This is a genomic window from Pseudomonas sp. LBUM1671 (assembly GCF_059695685.1).
This window is the reverse complement of record NZ_CP166782.1, coordinates 4,432,912-4,450,439: the sequence shown is the minus strand read 5'-3', so window position 1 is coordinate 4,450,439 and position 17,528 is coordinate 4,432,912. Positions and strand designations below refer to the sequence as shown.

Below are 17,528 nucleotides of genomic sequence, written 5' to 3'. Positions count from 1 at the left end.
ATGCTAAATCCCGCATTTGTTTATATATCCATGTGGTCTTTGGTCCTGCTACTGTATTTTTTTGGGTTGACCAGTAATTTGGTCACCCCGTCAGTGGTGGGATTAATGGTTATATTGATGAATATGGTAAGTATTTTTTTACTGTATGTGTTGTTAAAGAGTCGAAAAAAATCGGAGCCAATTAGTCTGGAGCGGACAGAGTTCAATATTAAGGTAGTCCGTCGTTTTTTTCGTATGCTAATTGCTATATGGGTGGTGGGAACCGTTTTCGAAATTTATTATTCTGGTGGTGTACCTCTTTATTGGCGACTTGTCGGTATCAATAAGTTGTATACGGAATTTGGCGTGCCATCACTCCATGGTGTGATGAATGCCTGTTATTTGCAAATTTTGTCTATGGCAACTTATCTTTCAATTAAAACCAAGTCAAAATGGATAGCGTTTTTTATCGCGCTGTTGTTGCTTTGGCCCGTGCTCATGTTAGGGCGTGGGATTCTGCTAAGTGGATTGATCCAGATTGTATGTGTCTCTCTTTTGCTGACCAAGGTCTCTTATAAAAAGATATTAAGCCTGGTGGTAGTGGCACTCTCGGTTGTCGTCGTGTTCGGCTATTTGGGAGATATGCGGCAAACATCGAACCCGTTTTCATATCTGGTTTCCGGTAGGTCAGCAGCGGTTTTCGATGCTCTGCCCAGCGGCTTTCTTTGGTTTTATGTCTACTTGACCGCCGGATTAAGTAATTTCTTTCATAATATCGATATCGTAACGCCGGCTTGGTCGTTTTCGTACTCAATGTCCAACATGTTGCCATCGATAGTAAAAGATTTTTTTGGTCTGGATGCCAGAAACGACCTGTTTACGTTCGTTGATCGAAATTTGAATACCTCAACCATTTATGCCGGCTTCGTGTCGGATGTGGGTGCAATGGGCGGTTTTATCTTCGTTGCCGTGATCCAGTTGGTGTGTTGCTGCATTTACAATGCGTCGCTAAAGGGCAAGCCTTGGGGGATTTTTGCTTATTCGGTTGCTTTCCAGATTCTGGTTTTTTCAATATTCTACGACATGTTTTTCTTGCTTCCCACGCTGTTTCAGTTGTTCATTTGTTTTTCGCTTTATGTTTTTGCAAATCTGCGGCTCATCCATCAAACAAAGGACGCGACGCAAGGCGCATAATTCAGTGTGTAGGTGGGATACGAGCGTAGGAAGCTGTTTCACTGTCGATTTCTAAAGGTACCATCATGAAAAAAATTCTCATCACCGGCGGCGCAGGATTCATAGGTTCACACCTTGTTCCAAAGTTGCTTAGCACCAATCACACTGTCAGGATTCTTGATCCTTTGACTGTTCAGGTGCATGGCCAAGTCCCCGCTGATCTCGATTGGCTCAGTCTTGACGGTGTTGAATTTATCCGGGGAAGTGTCACATCCAGAGAAGACTGGGTAAGGGCGCTGGACGGTATCGACGGTATCGTCCACCTGGCTGCCGAGACAGGCACCGGCCAATCGATGTATGAGATTGCCCGTTATAATGAGGTGAATTCGCAAGGGACTGCGTTGATGTTTGATGTGTTGGGTAAACTGCCGAACCATCACGTCGCGCGAATTGTGCTTTCCTCTAGCCGATCGGTTTACGGTGAAGGTGCCTATATCAATCCCGTCACCAACCAGCGAGTTTCACCTCTAGCGCGTTCGGCAGAGGCTTTGAGCCAGTCGATGTGGGAGCCATTGTGCCCTTCAACTGGCGCTCCGCTGCAGCTAGTGCCTACATCGGAGACAGACCTGATTGCGCCGTCCTCGTTTTATGCGGCTACTAAATATGCGCAAGAGGATCTGGTTCGTATTGGGTGTCAGTCGATGGGTATTGATTACACGATTTTCCGTTTGCAGAATGTGTATGGCGAGCGTCAGTCGCTAAACAACCCCTACACCGGCATATTGTCCATTTTTTCCACTAAGATACGCCGCGATAGCGTACTTCCACTTTTTGAAGACGGGTTGGAAAGTCGGGATTTTGTGCACGTTGATGACGTCACTGATGCTTTGCTGGCTGGCTTGCTTGTCGAAAAATCGCCAAATACCGTGGTGAACGTGGGTAGCGGTATTGCGACTTCTGTCAAGGAGGTTGCGGAGGAGCTGACCCGGGCATTCGGCAAAGAACCTAATGTAACTGTAACAGGCCAGTTCCGGGTGGGTGACATTCGTCATAATTACGCAGATGTTACGCGCCTTAATAATTTGTTGGGCATCTACCCAAAAGTGTCGTTAAAGGAAGGCTTGAAGCGATTTGCGGAGTGGGTTCTTGCGCAGCCTCTACCTGAAGATCAGCTCGAAAAAGCGAATCAAGAGTTGCGCGCCCGTAAATTGATGAATTAAGGATTATGTCTATGGAGCAGCACGACACCGGGTTGAGAGCTTTACTGCGAGCGGATTTAGAGCGACAGAGAGCTCTATTCAATGCGCCTCCCGTCGCATCAAAATTGAAACTCGTCTTGAGCATGTTTTCGCCACGATTCGCCCCCGTGCTGCTTTATCGACTCGCCTTTAAATCCAATGCTAAAGGCTTGAGAGTCCTGGCTCGATTTTTTTCATTGCTGAATTTCACCATATTCGGCATTGAGATTGCCGTCGTGTGCAAGATTGGTCCCGGGTTGTTTTTCCCTCATACCCAGGGAACAGTGATCGGGGCGGTGAGCATCGGCAGCAATGCAATCATCTATCAAGGCGTGACGCTCGGCGCCAAGGACCTGGATTTTACCTATGATAGCGATCACAGGCCCGTCGTCGGTGATAACGTTGTTATTGGCGCGGGAGCAAAAATTCTGGGAGGGCTGGTTTTGGGCAATAACGTAACAGTCGGCGCGAATTCCGTGTTGCTGATGAGTGTTCCTGGCGATGTCATTGTGGCCGGTATGCCTGCAAAAATTGTTAAAGAACGGACGATGTAGTCGTGAATGATCTGCTTGAAAACAAGAAAGTGTTATACGTTGCTCCGATCTTTTTTGGTTACGAGAATGAAATCAAAGGAGAACTGGAGCGACAGGGAGCGGAGGTTACTTTCCTTTTAGATCGTCCGTTTAATTCGGCGTTTCTCAAAGCGCTCACTCGTGCACGACGTGAATGGGTGATTGGTGCGGCGGATCGTTATTACAAACAAAGACTCGAATCGATTAGCGCTGAGTTTGACTATGTGTTTGTAGTGAATGGCCAAACCCTTTCTAAAGAGACTCTCAGGGGTTGGCGTCAACAGTTTCCCTCTGCGAAGTTTATTCTTTATATGTGGGATTCGTTTTCAAATCGACAGCACACGGTAGATAATCTGGAGTTTTTTGATAGTGTGTTTTCTTTCGATAAAAATGATGCTCAGAAATTTGGCGTACATTTTCGGCCTCTTTTCTTTTCCAAGGGATTCGAGGCGACTGAGCAAGTAGATGCCGAATTTGATATAAGCTTCATTGGTACCGCGCATACTGATCGGTTTTCTATAGTTAAGAAAATTGATCGTCAGTTGGGTGCGTCCGTAAAAAGATATTGGTATCTCTTTTTGCAAGCTAATTGGGTTTACTGGTTATATCGGTTGACGAACACTTCATTCCGAAAGGCCAAGCGCAACGATTTTCAATTTGATTCGATTTCCAAGTCCGAAGTCCAGCGCGTATTTAATCTATCTAAAGTCATACTTGATATTGAGCATCCTCATCAGACCGGTCTCACAATGCGGACTTTGGAAACATTGGGCGCGCGCAAGAAATTGGTGACAACCAATTCGAGCGTAAAATCGTATGACTTTTATAATGAAGAAAATATCTGCGTTATTGATCGCGCTGCCCCGAGTATTCCACTCGCATTTTTTGACAAGCCTTACAAGCAAGTTGAACCTCAGGTTTACCGCAAATATAGTCTGGTAGGCTGGGTCGAAGAGATTATCAATTCGGTGAACTCAAAATGAAGATACTGGTAACTGGGGCCAGCGGATTTATCGGTCGAGCTTTATGTCTGGATCTCCAAGCCAGTGGGTTTTCTGTACGCGCAGTGATGCGGCAGACGTCTTCGGGTGCCGGCGAATATGAGTGCTGTTATGGGGCGTTGGACGACGAGACCTTTATCCTCAAAATGCTGGAGGGGATTGATGTCGTCATTCATTTGGCTGGGCGTGCGCATCAGTTTGGGCAGGCGTCCAATAATTTGGAGGCCATGCTCAATGTTAACAGGCGGCTTACGCTCGAACTGGCGTCATCCGCGGCGAAGGCTGGGGTCAAGCGTTTTGTTTTTGTCAGTTCTATAGGTGTGAATGGCGTCGAAACCGGTGCAACTCCCGTCGACGAGCTTTCGGAAGTCAACCCGGTAAAGGATTATGCGGTATCCAAGTATCAAGCGGAACTTGGGCTCGTCGAACGATACACATCAAGTGAAAGCACAATGGAGTTGGTCATAGTGCGCCCTCCCTTGGTGTATGCAGGGAACGCACCTGGCAATTTTCAGCGATTGCTAAAACTTGTCGATCTCGGCGTGCCATTACCTTTTTCCGGGGTCAACAATAAAAGAAGTATGATTTCGCTGAATAATCTTACTGATTTCCTGAAGACGTGTGCAGTCCATCCTGGTGCTCGCGGGCAGTTATTCCTGGTTTCGGATGGAGACGATCTGTCACTGCCTGAAATTATTCGGGGGCTGGCTTCAGGAATGGGACGTAAGTCGCGGCTGTTTTACTTTCCAGTTTCAGTAATGTTCACGCTAAGTAAGATTCTGGGTAAGAGCGCGCTGCTGACGCAGTTATGCGGTTCATTTGTATTGAACTCGACTAAAGCACGAGCCTGCCTGGATTGGACGCCGCCATTTTCGTCACGTGAAGAGCTCCTTAAAGCGGCTCATGACTACAAAATGTCCAGTGAAGCACGTAGTTTAAAATCGGCGAAGTCCGAGTAGGGAGCATTCTTCATGTTGTGGTTATTTTTGCTGGTCATTGCAATTTCTTCTTTTGGCCTGACCTGGGTATTTCGTTGGTACGCGTTGTCTCGTAGCTTGATCGATGTTCCTAATGCCCGTAGTTCCCATACGATACCGACCCCACGAGGTGGCGGTGTTGCCATTGTGTTGAGCTTTATTGCAGCTGTCGTGGTCATGAATGTCCTGGAGATGATTTCATTCAGCGATTCCCTGGCGTTGCTTGGGGCCGGTGCAGCGGTAGCGATCCTTGGCTTTCTTGATGATCATGGGCATATCGCCGCCAGATGGCGTCTCTTGGGACACTTTTTCGCAGCGTTTTGGGCTTTGTACTGGATAGGTGGACTCGCGCCCATTTCTATTTTCGGAGCAACGATTGACTTAGGAGTATTCGGCTACGCCGTGGCAGCCATGTTTCTTGTCTGGATGCTGAATCTTTACAACTTCATGGACGGCATCGATGGAATCGCCAGTGTTGAGGCCGTTACGGTTTGCGTTGGTGCCGCTGTTTTGTACTGGCTGCAGGACGGCATCTCCACAGCGGCGCCGTTATTGCTCGCATGTTCCGTACTAGGTTTTCTTTGCTGGAATTTTCCTCCGGCGAAGATTTTTATGGGTGATGCTGGTAGCGGTTTTCTTGGCGTTACCCTAGGCATACTGGCACTGCAGTCGGCATGGGTATCGACGAATTTGTTCTGGGGGTGGTTGATCCTCCTGGGTGTCTTCATCGTTGATGCCACTGTTACGCTGATCCGTCGGCTGGTGAGAGGTGACAAGGTATACGAAGCTCATCGCAGCCATGCCTACCAATTTGCTTCCCGCCAGTACAAAAGGCATCTACCGGTGACGTTGGCGACAGGTGCTCTTAACATTGCATGGTTGTTTCCAATTGCCTGGCTGGTCGTCGAAGGCAAGCTGGAAGGATTAATAGGGCTGCTGATCGCGTATGTACCTTTGGTGTTGCTGGCATTAAAATTTCGCGCCGGGGATTTGGAGGTTCGCTGATCCTCAGCGCTATCGATAGTGCCAGCTAATTGCAGTCGAACCTTATTGCGTGGGCGTGAGAAAGGTCGATTTCCAAGGCGGTTGCACTGTCCACTGGCACCTCAAAGGCACGAAAAAAAGTGTTAGTGTAGGTCTTATATCTTCGCCCCTTTTCAGGGCTTTCTGTCATTTTTAGGGGCGTCTGTTTTGCTGACCTTGGTTATTCCCGTTTATCGCAATGAAGGTTCAATTCCGCAGTTACTGTCGGCAGTTGACCAGCTGAACGATCGTTTGAAAAACGACCTGGAGGTTGTTTTTGTCGTCGATGGCAGTCCAGATAACTGTTATGAGCTTTTAAGGCTCGATCTGCCCAAGAGAGCTTTTCGCTCCCAGTTGATTCTACTGTCTCGAAATTTCGGATCGTTCATGGCGATCCGCACCGGCTTCCAGTTCGGCTCGGGCCAACGATTTGCGGTCATGGCCGCGGATCTGCAAGAACCACCCGAACTGGTATTTGAGATGAATTCCGTCCTGATGACCCAGGACGTTGACGTCGTTGTGGGCGTTCGCGAAGGGCGAGACGATCCGCTTCTCAGCCGAATGGCTTCAAAAACGTTCTGGGGACTGTATCGTCGCTACGTGGTGCCTGAAATACCGCTTGGGGGCGTCGATATGTTCGCCTGCAACAAGCCTTTTCGTGACATGTTACTGACGCTCGAGGAGCGGCATAGCTCGCTGATTGCGCAAATTTTCTGGCTGGGATTTCGACGGACTACGGTAAAGTACACGCGCCAAAAACGAGAGCATGGCGTGTCTGCCTGGACGTTGCGCAAGAAAATAAATTACATGATGGACAGCGTATTCGCTTTCACTGATTTGCCAATACGTCTGTTGATACGCGTAGGCGCAGCAGGGTCAATTTTGGCATTGTTGTTCGGGATGGTTGTTGTTCTGGCGAAACTTGAAGGTGATATTACCGTTCCTGGTTATGCCGTAACCATGCTGATGATCACTTTGCTGGGTAGCTTGAACCTGATGGGCTTGGGGGTTGTTGGGTCATACGCATGGCGTACGTACGAAAATACAAAAAACAGGCCGCTTGCGATCCCCATGCGAGTTGATAAATTTGGAGAAGGACATGAGTGACTTGGATGTACAGCAGACTACGGTAGCGGGTGTTACGCTGCATAAATTGCCCGAGGTCAATGATCCACGGGGTAGTTTGTCGGTGGGTGAATTCGGTCGTACCGTGCCCTTCTTGGTTTCGCGCTATTTTCTTGTTTACGGTGTTCCTGAGGATGGCGTGCGCGGTGATCATGCTCACTTTCGATGCCATCAATTTCTCATAGCAGCGAAAGGCACCATCCATGTGACTGCCGATGATGGGGTAAACAAGGAAGAATTCATATTGGATAAAGCCAACATGGGGATTCATATCCCGCCCATGACGTGGGGCTGTCAATATAAGTATTCTTCGGATGCGGTACTGTTAGTGCTGGCTTCTGATCATTACGATAACGAAGATTATGTGACAAGCTATGAAGAGTTTCTGGCGCACATAAAGTTGCGTATGGAAGGCGGTGGTGCATAAGTTGATAGTTGGCTCAGGCGTATTCGGGCGGTTTCTGCTATCCGGTGGTTTTAATACGCTAGTCACGTATTTGCTATATCTGTTGCTGTTGGTTTTCTTCTCTTATCAGATTAGTTATACGATTTCTTATTGTCTAGGTGTGGTTTTAGCGTATTACCTGAACAGGATGGTGGTTTTTAGAAGTCATCGTGGTTTACGATCGCTTTTGTTGTTTCCGCTTGTATATGTCGTCCAGTATCTGTTGACGAGTAGCGTGCTTTGGATCCTCGTTGTCCAGCTTGGTGTGGACGAGCGATTAGCTTTGCTTGTAGCTATCGTATTGATGGTTCCTGTTAACTTTTTACTTTCGAGAAAGATATTTACTCGGAAAATATAAATTGCCTGGAGCGATAACTTGAACAGGGTTTCTATAATTAACGGATTGGCAGTTGCAGGTTTGCTTCTGCTGGTCCATCTGGTGGTTGGCTTTGTGCCAGTCGGCGACGGTGCAGGGTGGGACGGTGGACTTTATGTTCAATATATCCAAACCCTGGGCCAGGGAAATCCTATTCTGGATGACCCTTACCGGTCTGTTCGTATGTCGGGATTCTTGCCTCTGATATTGGCATCCGCTTTGGGCGTGTCCAAGGCCGGATTGATCTGGATTCAGCTTTTCCTTAACGTCGTCATGCTGTCGGTAGGCGCAGCATTGCTCCACGACACCATGTTAAGGCTCAACGTTAAAAAATCGGTTGCCACAATATCCGTAGCGATATTGACCTGCAGTTGGGTGTTTTTGTGCATGCCGATGTTCTATCCGATCCTCAGCGATAACGTGGCGTTAGCCATGGTTTGCATCTGTTTGTGGTGCTGGGTTCGTTCATATCGTTGGGCTGTGTACGCTTTTTGTGCCTATTTCACGTGGTTAATGCCTGGCCTGTTTCTGATTCCCTTGATACTGGCCACGTTCCCTCATGAACATTCTTTGACGGCAGAAAGCAGGCTTGTCAGGTCTAAGCTGTCACTTTGGTTATTTGCATTGGTTGCTTTGCCAGCTTCTGCTGTGATGCTGTTCATGATTTATAAAGTGCCGCTATCAGCCGTGGTTTCGCACGCCGCCAGCGTTATCGGCAAAACCGCCAGCCTCGACATGATACTGTTGTCGGTCACCGCGATGCTGGTTTCGTTGTTGTTGATTATCTGGCTGGGTGTCAGGTTGTTACTGGATCCCGTCACTTGGCGCTCGATAAGCTTCAGCGGCCTTTTTGCGGCAGGTTTGTCCTTTGTTGCGTCCGCAATTCTGATCAAGACTTGTATTGACTGGAGCGGTGGCTTCAATGGACCGCCGCTACTCGACTATCTGTTTTATCAGTCGCTTGCTGCTCCATTTAAACCGATCATTGCCCACTTCATCAGTTTCGGGCCGGTTACCTTACTAGCCATATTTGCTTGCCTGGCCTGGGCGTTCGGGGGGCGACACTCGATCCCCAAGGCATTAATCGTTATCTGCTTTGCCTTCCTGCCGTTGCTGGCTTATGGGTCTGAAACCCGGCAGTGGATCGGTGTCCTGCCAATCGCGGTCCTTATTTTTGCCGTTTCAGACTTCGCCTGGTTGACACGAGTGTGGTGCCTTGTGATTTCGGCCGTAGTGTTCGCACCGTCTTTGTGGATCAAGGGCTATGTGGGAATGGCAGCGACAGCCGGATTGAGTTTTCAAAGCTACCAGTGGCAATTTTATTTCGGCCGACACGGGCCATGGATGTCCATGACCGTTTATCAAATCGGCTTGATCCTGGCGCTGGGCTTTATCGCTGTGGCGGTATTGTTGCAGAAGCGGGCGAAGGACCAGGTTGCAGCATCTTTCCCTCCACTGAAATAAGCACTGGGCGGCGATGCGCGATCTTCTGCGCATTGCCGCCAAACGTTTTGTTATTCGTGGGATTTCAGAATTCTTGCCGGATTGCCTACAACGGTAACGTTGGCAGGTACAGAGCGAGTGACCACCGCGCCAGCACCGATCATTGCATTTTCACCAATGGTGATGCCGGGAAGGATGGTGCAGTTGGCGCCTAAAGACGCACCTTTGCCGATGACGGTTCTATCGAAGCTGTCAGGATAGACTTTGCTTCTTGGAAATCTATCGTTGGTAAAGGTGGCGTTAGGGCCGATGAACACGTCATCCGCGATGGAAATCCCGTCCCAGATTTGAACGCCACATTTAATCGTTACCCTGTCGCCAATGACGACATCGTTCTCGATGAAAACGTGATCGCATACGTTGCAATCCTGACCAATTTTCGCTTGCGGCAACACGTGTGTAAAAGCCCAGATTCGAGAGCCTTTGCCTATGTTGGAAGATTCGCACAGGGCGTGGGAGTGCACGAAATAGTCTTTGGGCTCACTCATGTTTCGTTCGATCCATACAAGGTTGATCGGCGTAGTTTCCTAGAAAACATGCAGCGCTTCCATTTTTTTTCCAGCATCGCAACCCCGCCTGTTGTAAATGCCGCGAACGATTCACTCTGTCGGGCAATGGATCCGCGCGGGAACCTGTCCCTGCGGCGCCTGTCGGAAGATTGATGCAGTGCAAGCCGATCTCGCCGGGATTTGCCTGCTGCGGCTCAGAAATGCTGGCAGCGACACCCGCAAAAGCAGATTTTTTCTGTTATGACGATGACTACCTACGTACAATGAACTTCAATGAGTTCAGGCAAGGGAGTAGGGTACTTTGGGGCAAGGCTATATGGATAGGCTGAGGATGTTTTTGCTAGGGCTTCCGCGTCGGCAGAAGCGATTGATCCAAGTTTTCACGGACGTGATTCTCGTTTGGATAGCGCTGTGGATGGCATTCATCGTGCGCTTGGGTATTGACGAGATGATCAATCCTTTCAAAATTCATATATGGCTATTTGTTTGCGCTCCACTTGTCGCGATTCCCTTGTTCATACGATTCGGCATGTACCGTGCCGTAATGCGTTATTTTGGTAACGATGCGCTCGTTGCCATTATCAAGGCTGTCAGCCTCTCATCGCTCATCCTAGCTTTGGTTGTCTACTGGTATAGCAATCACGAGGCTGTCGTTCCGCGGTCCGTCATTTTCAACTATTGGTGGTTGAGCCTAGTGATCATTGGCGGCCTGCGCCTCTGCATGCGCCAGTATTTCATGGGCGACTGGTTCACGGCGGCCCAACATGTGCCTTTTACCAACCGCGATGACGGTTTGACCAAAGTCGCCATCTACGGCGCCGGTGTGGCGGGTAACCAACTGGTTGCTGCATTGCGCATGGGGCGTGTCATGCGGCCGGTGGCGTTCATCGACGACGACTCCAGCATTGCTGATCGTTCCATCTCCGGCTTGCACGTCTACAAACCCAAGCACATCCAGCAGATGATCGACGTCACCGGTGCGCAGGAAATCCTTCTTGCGCTGCCGTCCTCGACCCGCGCTCGTCGCCGGGAAATTCTTAATGTGCTGGAAAGGTTTCCGCTTCACGTGCGTAGCGTGCCCAACTTTACGGATTTGGCCAGCGGCCGCGTCAAGGTCGAGGATATTCGGGAAGTTGACATCGCCGACCTGCTCGGGCGCGACTCAGTGCCTGCGCAACCTGAGTTGCTTGAGCGCTGTATCCGCGGCAAAACCGTAATGGTCACAGGCGCGGGCGGTTCAATCGGGTCGGAACTGTGTCGGCAGATTTTTGCTCTGGAACCCACTACGCTGATTTTGTTCGAGCACAGTGAGTTCAATCTCTACAGTATTCTGTCCGAACTCGAGCAACGTAGCTGTCGGGAATCGTCAGCTGTACAGCTATTGCCGATTCTCGGGTCTATCCGTCATAAGGACAAACTCCTGGACGTGATGAAAACCTGGCGTGTCGACACTGTCTACCACGCAGCCGCTTACAAGCATGTGCCTATGGTCGAGCACAATATTGCTGAAGGCGTCTTGAATAACGTCATCGGGACGCTTAACACGGCACAGGCGGCTTTACAGATGGGGGTCGCTAATTTCGTGCTGATCTCTACCGACAAGGCGGTCCGCCCAACCAATGTAATGGGCAGCACCAAGCGTCTCGCCGAGTTGACGCTTCAAGCGCTCAGCCGCGAGATTGCGCCCGTACTGTTTGGCGACAAAGCGAACGTCTCACGCGTCAACAAAACTCGTTTTACGATGGTTCGTTTTGGCAATGTATTGGGTTCTTCAGGTTCCGTAATTCCGCTTTTCCACAACCAGATCAAATCGGGCGGCCCTCTAACGGTTACCCATCCGAAGATCACCCGCTATTTCATGACCATCCCTGAAGCGGCGCAATTGGTAATCCAGGCGGGTTCCATGGGCCAGGGCGGCGATGTGTTTGTTCTGGACATGGGCGAACCGGTCAAGATCGTCGAACTTGCGGAGAAGATGATTCATTTGTCCGGCTTGAGCATTCGTTCAGACAAGAATCCACACGGTGACATTTCCATCGAGTTCACTGGATTGCGTCCAGGAGAAAAACTCTATGAGGAGTTGCTGATCGGTGACAACGTATCGGCCACCCAGCATCCAATGATCATGAGCGCGAATGAAGATCACCTCGTTTGGGACGTTCTGAAGGGGCGCTTGACGGAATTGCTGGTCGCCGTTGAACAGGACGACTACTCGCGCGTTCGCCAGCTCCTGCGCGAAACCGTCAGCGGTTACAGCCCCGATGGCGAAATCGTCGACTGGATCTACCAGCAACGTCGCCTCGAACCCTGATTGTTTCACATCCTGCAACAGACACACTTTTGACAGCTCCACCACATCGCCTAAGTTTGGAGAGCAGCTTCGGAAAAGCTGCTTTCTCAATCGATGTTATGGAGCTTCATTTATGCGTACTGGCTATTTCTACTCTCTGGTTTTCGCCCTGCTGACTAGCGCCTCTATTGCCGCCATCGCCGCGCCTGCGGCAAAGCCGGAGGCTGGCAACGCACCTATGGTGCTGGAAGTCGCGCCTAAGGCGCTGTCTGGCAAAGTCGACCTCAATGGAGCTGATGCACCGACGCTGCAGCGTGAGCTATCCGGTATTGGGGAGGCCAAAGCCAAGGCGATTGTTGCTTATCGTGACAGTAATGGACCGTTTTCGTCCGTGGACGAGTTGCTGGAAGTGAAGGGGATAGGCAAAGCGATCCTGGATAAGAACCGCGATAAGCTGGAAGTGAACTAAGCTTTTAGATCAACGCCGAAGAGGCCGGTCATTGACCGGCCTTTTTTTTCATTTTGGCGTAAAGGGCAGTGTCATGCCTTCGGTCGGCATATGAAAAATTACGACTATCATATTGCCTGAAAATTATGCCTATAATAATTTCTCGACCAGCCGAAGCGCTCAGGCGCTCATCTTCCAAATGCATTCCCCGAGGAGCACGCTCATGAATTCTGTCCAGACCCAAGGAACCGCCCTCGTCACCGGAGCCTCCTCCGGAATCGGCGCCATTTACGCCGAGCGGTTGGCTGCCCGAGGTTTCGATCTGTTGCTGGTCGCTCGCGACGAGGAACGCTTGCAGGCAGCGGCGAGCAATTTGCGCGCCGAGCATGGTGTCCAGGTCGAAGTACTGAAGGCAGACCTCACACAAAAAGATGACGTTCTGAAGATTGAACAGCGTCTGCGCAGTGACTCGAGTATCAGCCTGCTGCTGAACAACGCCGGTGTTGCCGCCGATGGTCTGTTGGCCAATTCCGACATGGACCAAATGGAAAAACTGATTCAGCTCAACGTCACCACCGTCACACGCCTGGCATCGGCAGCCGCCGCCAGTTTTGCCAAGGCAGGCCGTGGCACGATCATCAACATTGCCTCGGTGGTGGCGTTGTTTCCTGAGCGATTCAATGCGACGTACAGCGCAAGCAAGGCTTATGTGTTAAGTCTGACTCAGTCGTTGAATGCCGAACTGGACGGCACCGGTGTCAAGGTCCAGGCCGTGTTGCCAGGCGTAACACGCACTGAAATCTGGGAGCGCTCCGGTATTGACGCGACTCAGATTCCTGCGGATATGGTCATGGAAGCCGGGGAGATGGTGGACGCAGCATTGTCCGGTCTGGACCAGGGTGAGCTGATCACCATTCCCTCGTTACCGAACGCCTCCGACTGGGACGACTTTGTAAAAGCCCGCCTGGTCATGGCCCCGAATCTTTCGAAAAGTACGGCCGCCACGCGCTACAAGTGAGGCGCCCTTAATCGGCTTGAGGTAATTGCGGTATGAGTGATCGTCGAGTGGTTGTAACGGGTATGGGCCTGGTGTCTCCGCTGGGTAGCGGTATTGAGGCGGTCTGGGAGCGTCTGCTGGCCGGGCGCTCCGGGCTGCGTAATTTGCCTGATGAAGTGGTCGCCGATCTGCCGGCCAAGGTCGGCGGCGCGGTGCTCTCCATGACGGAAGATCCCGAAGCGGGTTTTGACCCGGATCGGGCGACACCGCCCAAAGAGCAGAAAAAAATGGACCGCTTCATTATGTTTGCCATGGAGGCTGCGCGCCAGGCGCTGGAGCAGGCCGGCTGGCAAGCGCTGGACGCCAAGACCCAAGAGCGCACCGCGACGATTATCGGCTCGGGCGTGGGTGGTTTTGGCGCGATTGCCGATGCGGTCCGCACCACCGACAGCCGCGGCCCGCGACGTTTGTCGCCCTTCACGATTCCTTCCTTTCTGGTCAACCTCGCGGCCGGTCATGTGTCGATCCAGCATGGTTTCAAAGGGCCGCTGGGTGCGCCGGTGACGGCGTGCGCGGCCGGGGTTCAGGCGATTGGTGACGCGGCGCGGCTGATTCGTTGTGGCGAGGCGGATATTGCTGTGTGCGGTGGCGCGGAGGCGGCGATCGATCGAGTCAGTCTCGCCGGGTTCGCGGCGGCGCGTGCCTTGTCCAGCGGATACAACGACACCCCGGAGCGCGCCTCACGGCCGTTCGACAGTGGCCGGGATGGCTTTGTGATGGGCGAGGGCGCGGGTCTTCTGGTGATCGAATCACTGGAACATGCCCTTGCCCGCGGCGCTCAACCCTTGGCCGAACTGGTCGGATACGGCACCAGCGCCGACGCCTATCACCTGACTGCCGGCCCCGAAGATGGCAGCGGTGCGCGTCGGGCAATGTCGCTGGCCTTGGCCCAGGCGGGCATTTCTGCCGCACAGGTGCAGCATCTCAACGCTCACGCCACCTCGACGCCGGTCGGGGACCTTGGTGAATTGGCCGCCATCAAGTCATTGTTCGGTTCCGACAACAAGATTGCGGTGACGTCGACCAAATCCGCCACCGGGCATTTACTGGGCGCGGCGGGCGGGATTGAGGCAATCTTCACGCTGTTGGCGATCCGCGATCAGATCGTGCCACCCACTCTCAATTTCGAAAACCCGGATCCGGCGGCGCAAGGTGTGGACATCGTCCACGGTCAGGCGCGGCCGATGGCCATCGAGTACGCGCTGTCCAATGGCTTCGGGTTCGGTGGGGTCAATGCCAGCGTATTGTTCAAGCGCTGGCAGGATTAGACCAGGGGTTGTTTGAGAAACTCGCGTGTCACGTCGAGAATCCGCTGCGCCAGCTCCGGGTTCTCGACACTGCGCGACAGCAACAACGCCCCGACCAGTGCGGACATGATGAAGATGCTGCGGTCGGCGGCATCTTCGCCTTCAAGCGTGCCTTGCACTTGTTCAAGCCTTGAATTGAGCACCACGTCTGAGGTCGGGCTGGGTTGTCCGCGCAAACCCAGCTCCGAGGACATCGTCGGAAGAGGGCAACCCTCATCAGGTGAAGTCTGGTGCCATTCGGACAGATAGGTATCGATGAACGTTTCCAGAGGGCGATCCTGAGCGAAAAGCTCGGCACAGGTAGCGTCGCACTGATCGGCGGCAGCCTGCAGGGCTTTTTCCACCAGTTCGTCCTTGGACTTGAAATGCGAGTAGAAACCGCCGTGGGTCAAGCCCAATGCTTTCATCAGAGGTTGCAAGCCGGTCGCGCCAATACCGTCACGGCGAAATCGCGCTGAGGCTTCCTTGATGATGCGTTGATGGGTCTGGGCTTTATGGTCCTGCGAGTAACGCATCTGGAATCTCCGCAACAATGCGCCATCTTAACCAATGAAAATGGGATGGTGACTGTACTTCTACTTCTAAAAAGCATGCAGATGCGTCCAACTTCGTCCTGCCGCATCGAATCATCTGGCACGAATAGTGATTACTTGTCAGCTGACGATTGTTGAACAATCACGAGGCGATGAGCATGCACAGCGGACTGTCCCTGGCCGATCACATCACATTGGAGTTACGCGCCGACATCATTGGCGGTCGCCTGCTGCCTGGCATGGCGCTGGTAGAGAACGATCTGGTGTCGGCCTACAACGCTTCCCGCAACACCATTCGTGAAGCGTTGCACCGTCTGGGCCAGGACGGTCTGACCCGTTACGTGCGCAACAAGGGTGTGATGGTGCGCAGGCTGGGCATCGATGACGTACGGGATCTGTTCAAAGTTCGGCGCACTCTGGAGTTGCAGGCCATCAGCGTGAGCCAACCGCCAAGCGACGATCAGTCCGGCCGGATGCTCGAGGCGCTGGAGGCCACCGAGCTGGCCCGGGAACGCGAGGACTGGCGCGCCGTTGGCTCCCACAGTCTGGCGTTTCATCAACACATCGTCGGGTTGCTGCGCAGCCCGTTGTTCGATGAGTTTTTCACCAACGTTGTCGCGCAACTGCGCCTGGCGTTCTGCAATGCGCCGGATGAATCACGTTTCCAGGCGCCCTGGCTGGCTCGCGACCGGCAGATCCATGACTTCCTCGTCGAGGGCGACAAGCGCGCCGCTGCAGACGCCATGAGTGTTTATCTCGATGACTCTGAACACCTTCTGTTGCAAATGCTTGCCCCAACACCCCATCACTGATTGAGGATTTGTGCCATGTACAAAGACTATCCGGCGGCCTATCAAGTCAGCAAAGGCTCGGCCTTGCAGGTGGACAAAGCCTTCTATGAACGGATCCGCGACAACAAGGACGGCCGGACGCTGATCGAGTCATTTGAGGTGCCGATCCGTACCGGGCGCGCGTGGAACGTGCCGGCCGGGCATGTGTTTCGCGTGACCACGCCGGTCGGCCCGCAAGTGGGCGACTTCAATGTCTGGAATGCCAACGACCCGCGCGAGCGTCTGTGGGCGGCGCGCACCCGGCAGTTGCAGGGCGCCCATGTCAGCACCCATGACCGGCTCTGGTCGAACCTGCCTTTCTTGCGGCCGCTGGTGACCATCACCGACGACAGCCTGGCCGGTTACGGCATCGACGAACATGGCGGGCGCTTGCACGATTTGCTCGGCACTCGCTGCGATCCCTACGTAAACAAAATGCTCACCGGCGAGGATTTTCATCATCACTGCCACTCCAACCTGACGCGCGCCGTGTTGCCTCATGGCCTGACTGAGTTCGACGTGCATGACGTGCTGAACATTTTTCAGTGCACCGGCCTGAACCATGACGACATGTATTTCATGAAAGCCTGTCCGGCGCAGAAGGGCGATTACCTGGAGTTCTTTGCCGAGATCGATTTGCTGTGTGCGCTGTCGACCTGTCCGGGAGGGGATCTCTCGCTGGCGATGTGGGGACCGGATGCGCAGGATCCGCTGAGCGTCTGTCGCCCGCTGGGGGTGGAGATTTATCGGTTGGAGGATGCGTTGCTCGAGGGCTGGAGCCAGCCCGAACGTGCGGCGTACAAAGGGCTGCATGGCTTGCATATCGCCAAGGCCGACTGGGAAAAATAATCGGACGTAGGAGCGAGGCTTGCCCGCGAAGGCGTCCCTGAGATCGCCTTCGCGGGCAAGCCTCGCTCCTACAGAAGCTGTTCAGCAGTTTTTTAGCGGTCCTGCGCATCCTTGGCGTCCGCTTCCGCGTTGCGTTCAGCGACGCGTTTACGTTGCTCTTCGGTCAGTTCGACCTTGTTGGCGGTATCACGCAGCATCATCAATCCACCAACGATCGAGCCGATTGCAACGACCAGAATCAACCAGGCATACCAGGGCATAGGGCTCTCCTTGAGGGCAGGCCGATTGGCGGG

At 52.5% G+C, this 17,528-nt stretch carries 19 protein-coding genes; 16 read left to right on the top strand and 3 right to left on the bottom strand.

From position 1 onward, the window contains the following. The 10 genes from ACA060_RS20525 (at nt 1) to ACA060_RS20480 (ending at nt 9,373) form a co-directional block, all read left to right on the top strand. Nucleotides 1-1,173: an O-antigen polymerase gene (locus ACA060_RS20525; protein WP_497312847.1), complete on the top strand. Its 1,173-nt coding sequence runs from the start codon at nt 1-3 to the stop codon at nt 1,171-1,173. 65 nt (nt 1,174-1,238) lie between these two features. After that, a complete protein-coding gene (locus tag ACA060_RS20520; RefSeq protein ID WP_497312845.1) occupies nt 1,239-2,372 on the top strand; it encodes an NAD-dependent epimerase/dehydratase family protein in 1,134 nt (377 codons plus the stop codon). Nucleotides 2,373-2,383: 11 nt separating this feature from the next. Further along, nucleotides 2,384-2,944: a serine O-acetyltransferase gene (locus ACA060_RS20515; RefSeq protein ID WP_497312843.1), complete on the top strand. Its 561-nt coding sequence runs from the start codon at nt 2,384-2,386 to the stop codon at nt 2,942-2,944. A 2-nt stretch (nt 2,945-2,946) separates the two neighbouring features. Then, a complete protein-coding gene (locus tag ACA060_RS20510) occupies nt 2,947-3,945 on the top strand; it encodes a WaaS/CpsH family glycosyltransferase (protein WP_497312841.1) in 999 nt (332 codons plus the stop codon). Further along, nucleotides 3,942-4,922, top strand: coding sequence for an NAD-dependent epimerase/dehydratase family protein (locus ACA060_RS20505; RefSeq protein ID WP_497312839.1), 981 nt, complete (start codon nt 3,942-3,944; stop codon nt 4,920-4,922). Before ACA060_RS20510 ends, ACA060_RS20505 begins: the two co-directional genes overlap by 4 nt. A gap of 12 nt (nt 4,923-4,934) precedes the next feature. Further along, nucleotides 4,935-5,945: an MraY family glycosyltransferase gene (locus ACA060_RS20500; protein ID WP_497312837.1), complete on the top strand. Its 1,011-nt coding sequence runs from the start codon at nt 4,935-4,937 to the stop codon at nt 5,943-5,945. Between the two features lie 186 nt (nt 5,946-6,131). Then, nucleotides 6,132-7,070: a glycosyltransferase family 2 protein gene (locus ACA060_RS20495; protein ID WP_497312835.1), complete on the top strand. Its 939-nt coding sequence runs from the start codon at nt 6,132-6,134 to the stop codon at nt 7,068-7,070. Then, nucleotides 7,063-7,515 (top strand): sugar 3,4-ketoisomerase, encoded by a 453-nt coding sequence (locus ACA060_RS20490; RefSeq protein WP_497312833.1) that lies wholly within the window; start codon nt 7,063-7,065, stop codon nt 7,513-7,515. Before ACA060_RS20495 ends, ACA060_RS20490 begins: the two co-directional genes overlap by 8 nt. Continuing rightward, nucleotides 7,505-7,891, top strand: a complete 387-nt coding sequence (locus tag ACA060_RS20485; RefSeq protein ID WP_497312831.1) for a GtrA family protein — start codon at nt 7,505-7,507, stop codon at nt 7,889-7,891. The genes ACA060_RS20490 and ACA060_RS20485 overlap by 11 nt, the downstream gene beginning before the upstream one ends. Nucleotides 7,892-7,909: 18 nt before the next feature. Beyond that, nucleotides 7,910-9,373 carry a hypothetical protein gene (locus ACA060_RS20480; RefSeq protein WP_497312829.1) on the top strand — a complete coding sequence of 488 codons (1,464 nt, stop codon included), beginning with the start codon at nt 7,910-7,912 and terminating at the stop codon, nt 9,371-9,373. Between the two features lie 50 nt (nt 9,374-9,423). Here ACA060_RS20480 and ACA060_RS20475 read toward each other — a convergent pair whose 3' ends face one another. Then, the gene (locus ACA060_RS20475; protein ID WP_497312827.1) at nt 9,424-9,900 is read right to left on the bottom strand and encodes an acyltransferase; all 477 of its coding nucleotides are present in this window, start codon (nt 9,898-9,900) and stop codon (nt 9,424-9,426) included. Nucleotides 9,901-10,237: 337 nt separating this feature from the next. On the opposite strand from ACA060_RS20475, the gene ACA060_RS20470 reads away from it, so the two are divergent. From ACA060_RS20470 to fabF, 4 genes are all read left to right on the top strand, one after another. Continuing rightward, entirely contained in the window at nt 10,238-12,232 is a 1,995-nt protein-coding gene (locus ACA060_RS20470; protein WP_497318316.1) for a polysaccharide biosynthesis protein, read from the top strand. Between the two features lie 112 nt (nt 12,233-12,344). Continuing rightward, a complete protein-coding gene (locus ACA060_RS20465) occupies nt 12,345-12,680 on the top strand; it encodes a ComEA family DNA-binding protein (protein WP_497312825.1) in 336 nt (111 codons plus the stop codon). Between the two features lie 202 nt (nt 12,681-12,882). Further along, nucleotides 12,883-13,677 carry an SDR family NAD(P)-dependent oxidoreductase gene (locus ACA060_RS20460; RefSeq protein ID WP_497312823.1) on the top strand — a complete coding sequence of 265 codons (795 nt, stop codon included), beginning with the start codon at nt 12,883-12,885 and terminating at the stop codon, nt 13,675-13,677. A gap of 32 nt (nt 13,678-13,709) precedes the next feature. After that, nucleotides 13,710-14,984: a beta-ketoacyl-ACP synthase II gene (gene fabF / locus ACA060_RS20455; RefSeq protein WP_497312821.1), complete on the top strand. Its 1,275-nt coding sequence runs from the start codon at nt 13,710-13,712 to the stop codon at nt 14,982-14,984. Here fabF and ACA060_RS20450 read toward each other — a convergent pair. Beyond that, nucleotides 14,981-15,538 (bottom strand): TetR/AcrR family transcriptional regulator, encoded by a 558-nt coding sequence (locus ACA060_RS20450; RefSeq protein ID WP_497304403.1) that lies wholly within the window; start codon nt 15,536-15,538, stop codon nt 14,981-14,983. The two genes, fabF and ACA060_RS20450, sit on opposite strands and share 4 nt — an antisense overlap. Nucleotides 15,539-15,714: 176 nt before the next feature. Between ACA060_RS20450 and ACA060_RS20445 the strand changes: the two genes are divergently transcribed. Continuing rightward, nucleotides 15,715-16,368: a GntR family transcriptional regulator gene (locus tag ACA060_RS20445; protein ID WP_497312819.1), complete on the top strand. Its 654-nt coding sequence runs from the start codon at nt 15,715-15,717 to the stop codon at nt 16,366-16,368. A 15-nt stretch (nt 16,369-16,383) separates the two neighbouring features. Beyond that, on the top strand, nt 16,384-17,235 hold the full coding sequence (locus ACA060_RS20440; protein ID WP_109633684.1) for an urea carboxylase-associated family protein: 852 nt from the start codon (nt 16,384-16,386) through the stop codon (nt 17,233-17,235). 92 nt (nt 17,236-17,327) lie between these two features. Here the strand turns inward: ACA060_RS20440 and ACA060_RS20435 are convergent, their stop codons facing one another. After that, nucleotides 17,328-17,495, bottom strand: a complete 168-nt coding sequence (locus tag ACA060_RS20435) for a DUF2897 family protein (RefSeq protein WP_010461642.1) — start codon at nt 17,493-17,495, stop codon at nt 17,328-17,330. Between the last annotated feature and the right edge of the window lie 33 nt (nt 17,496-17,528).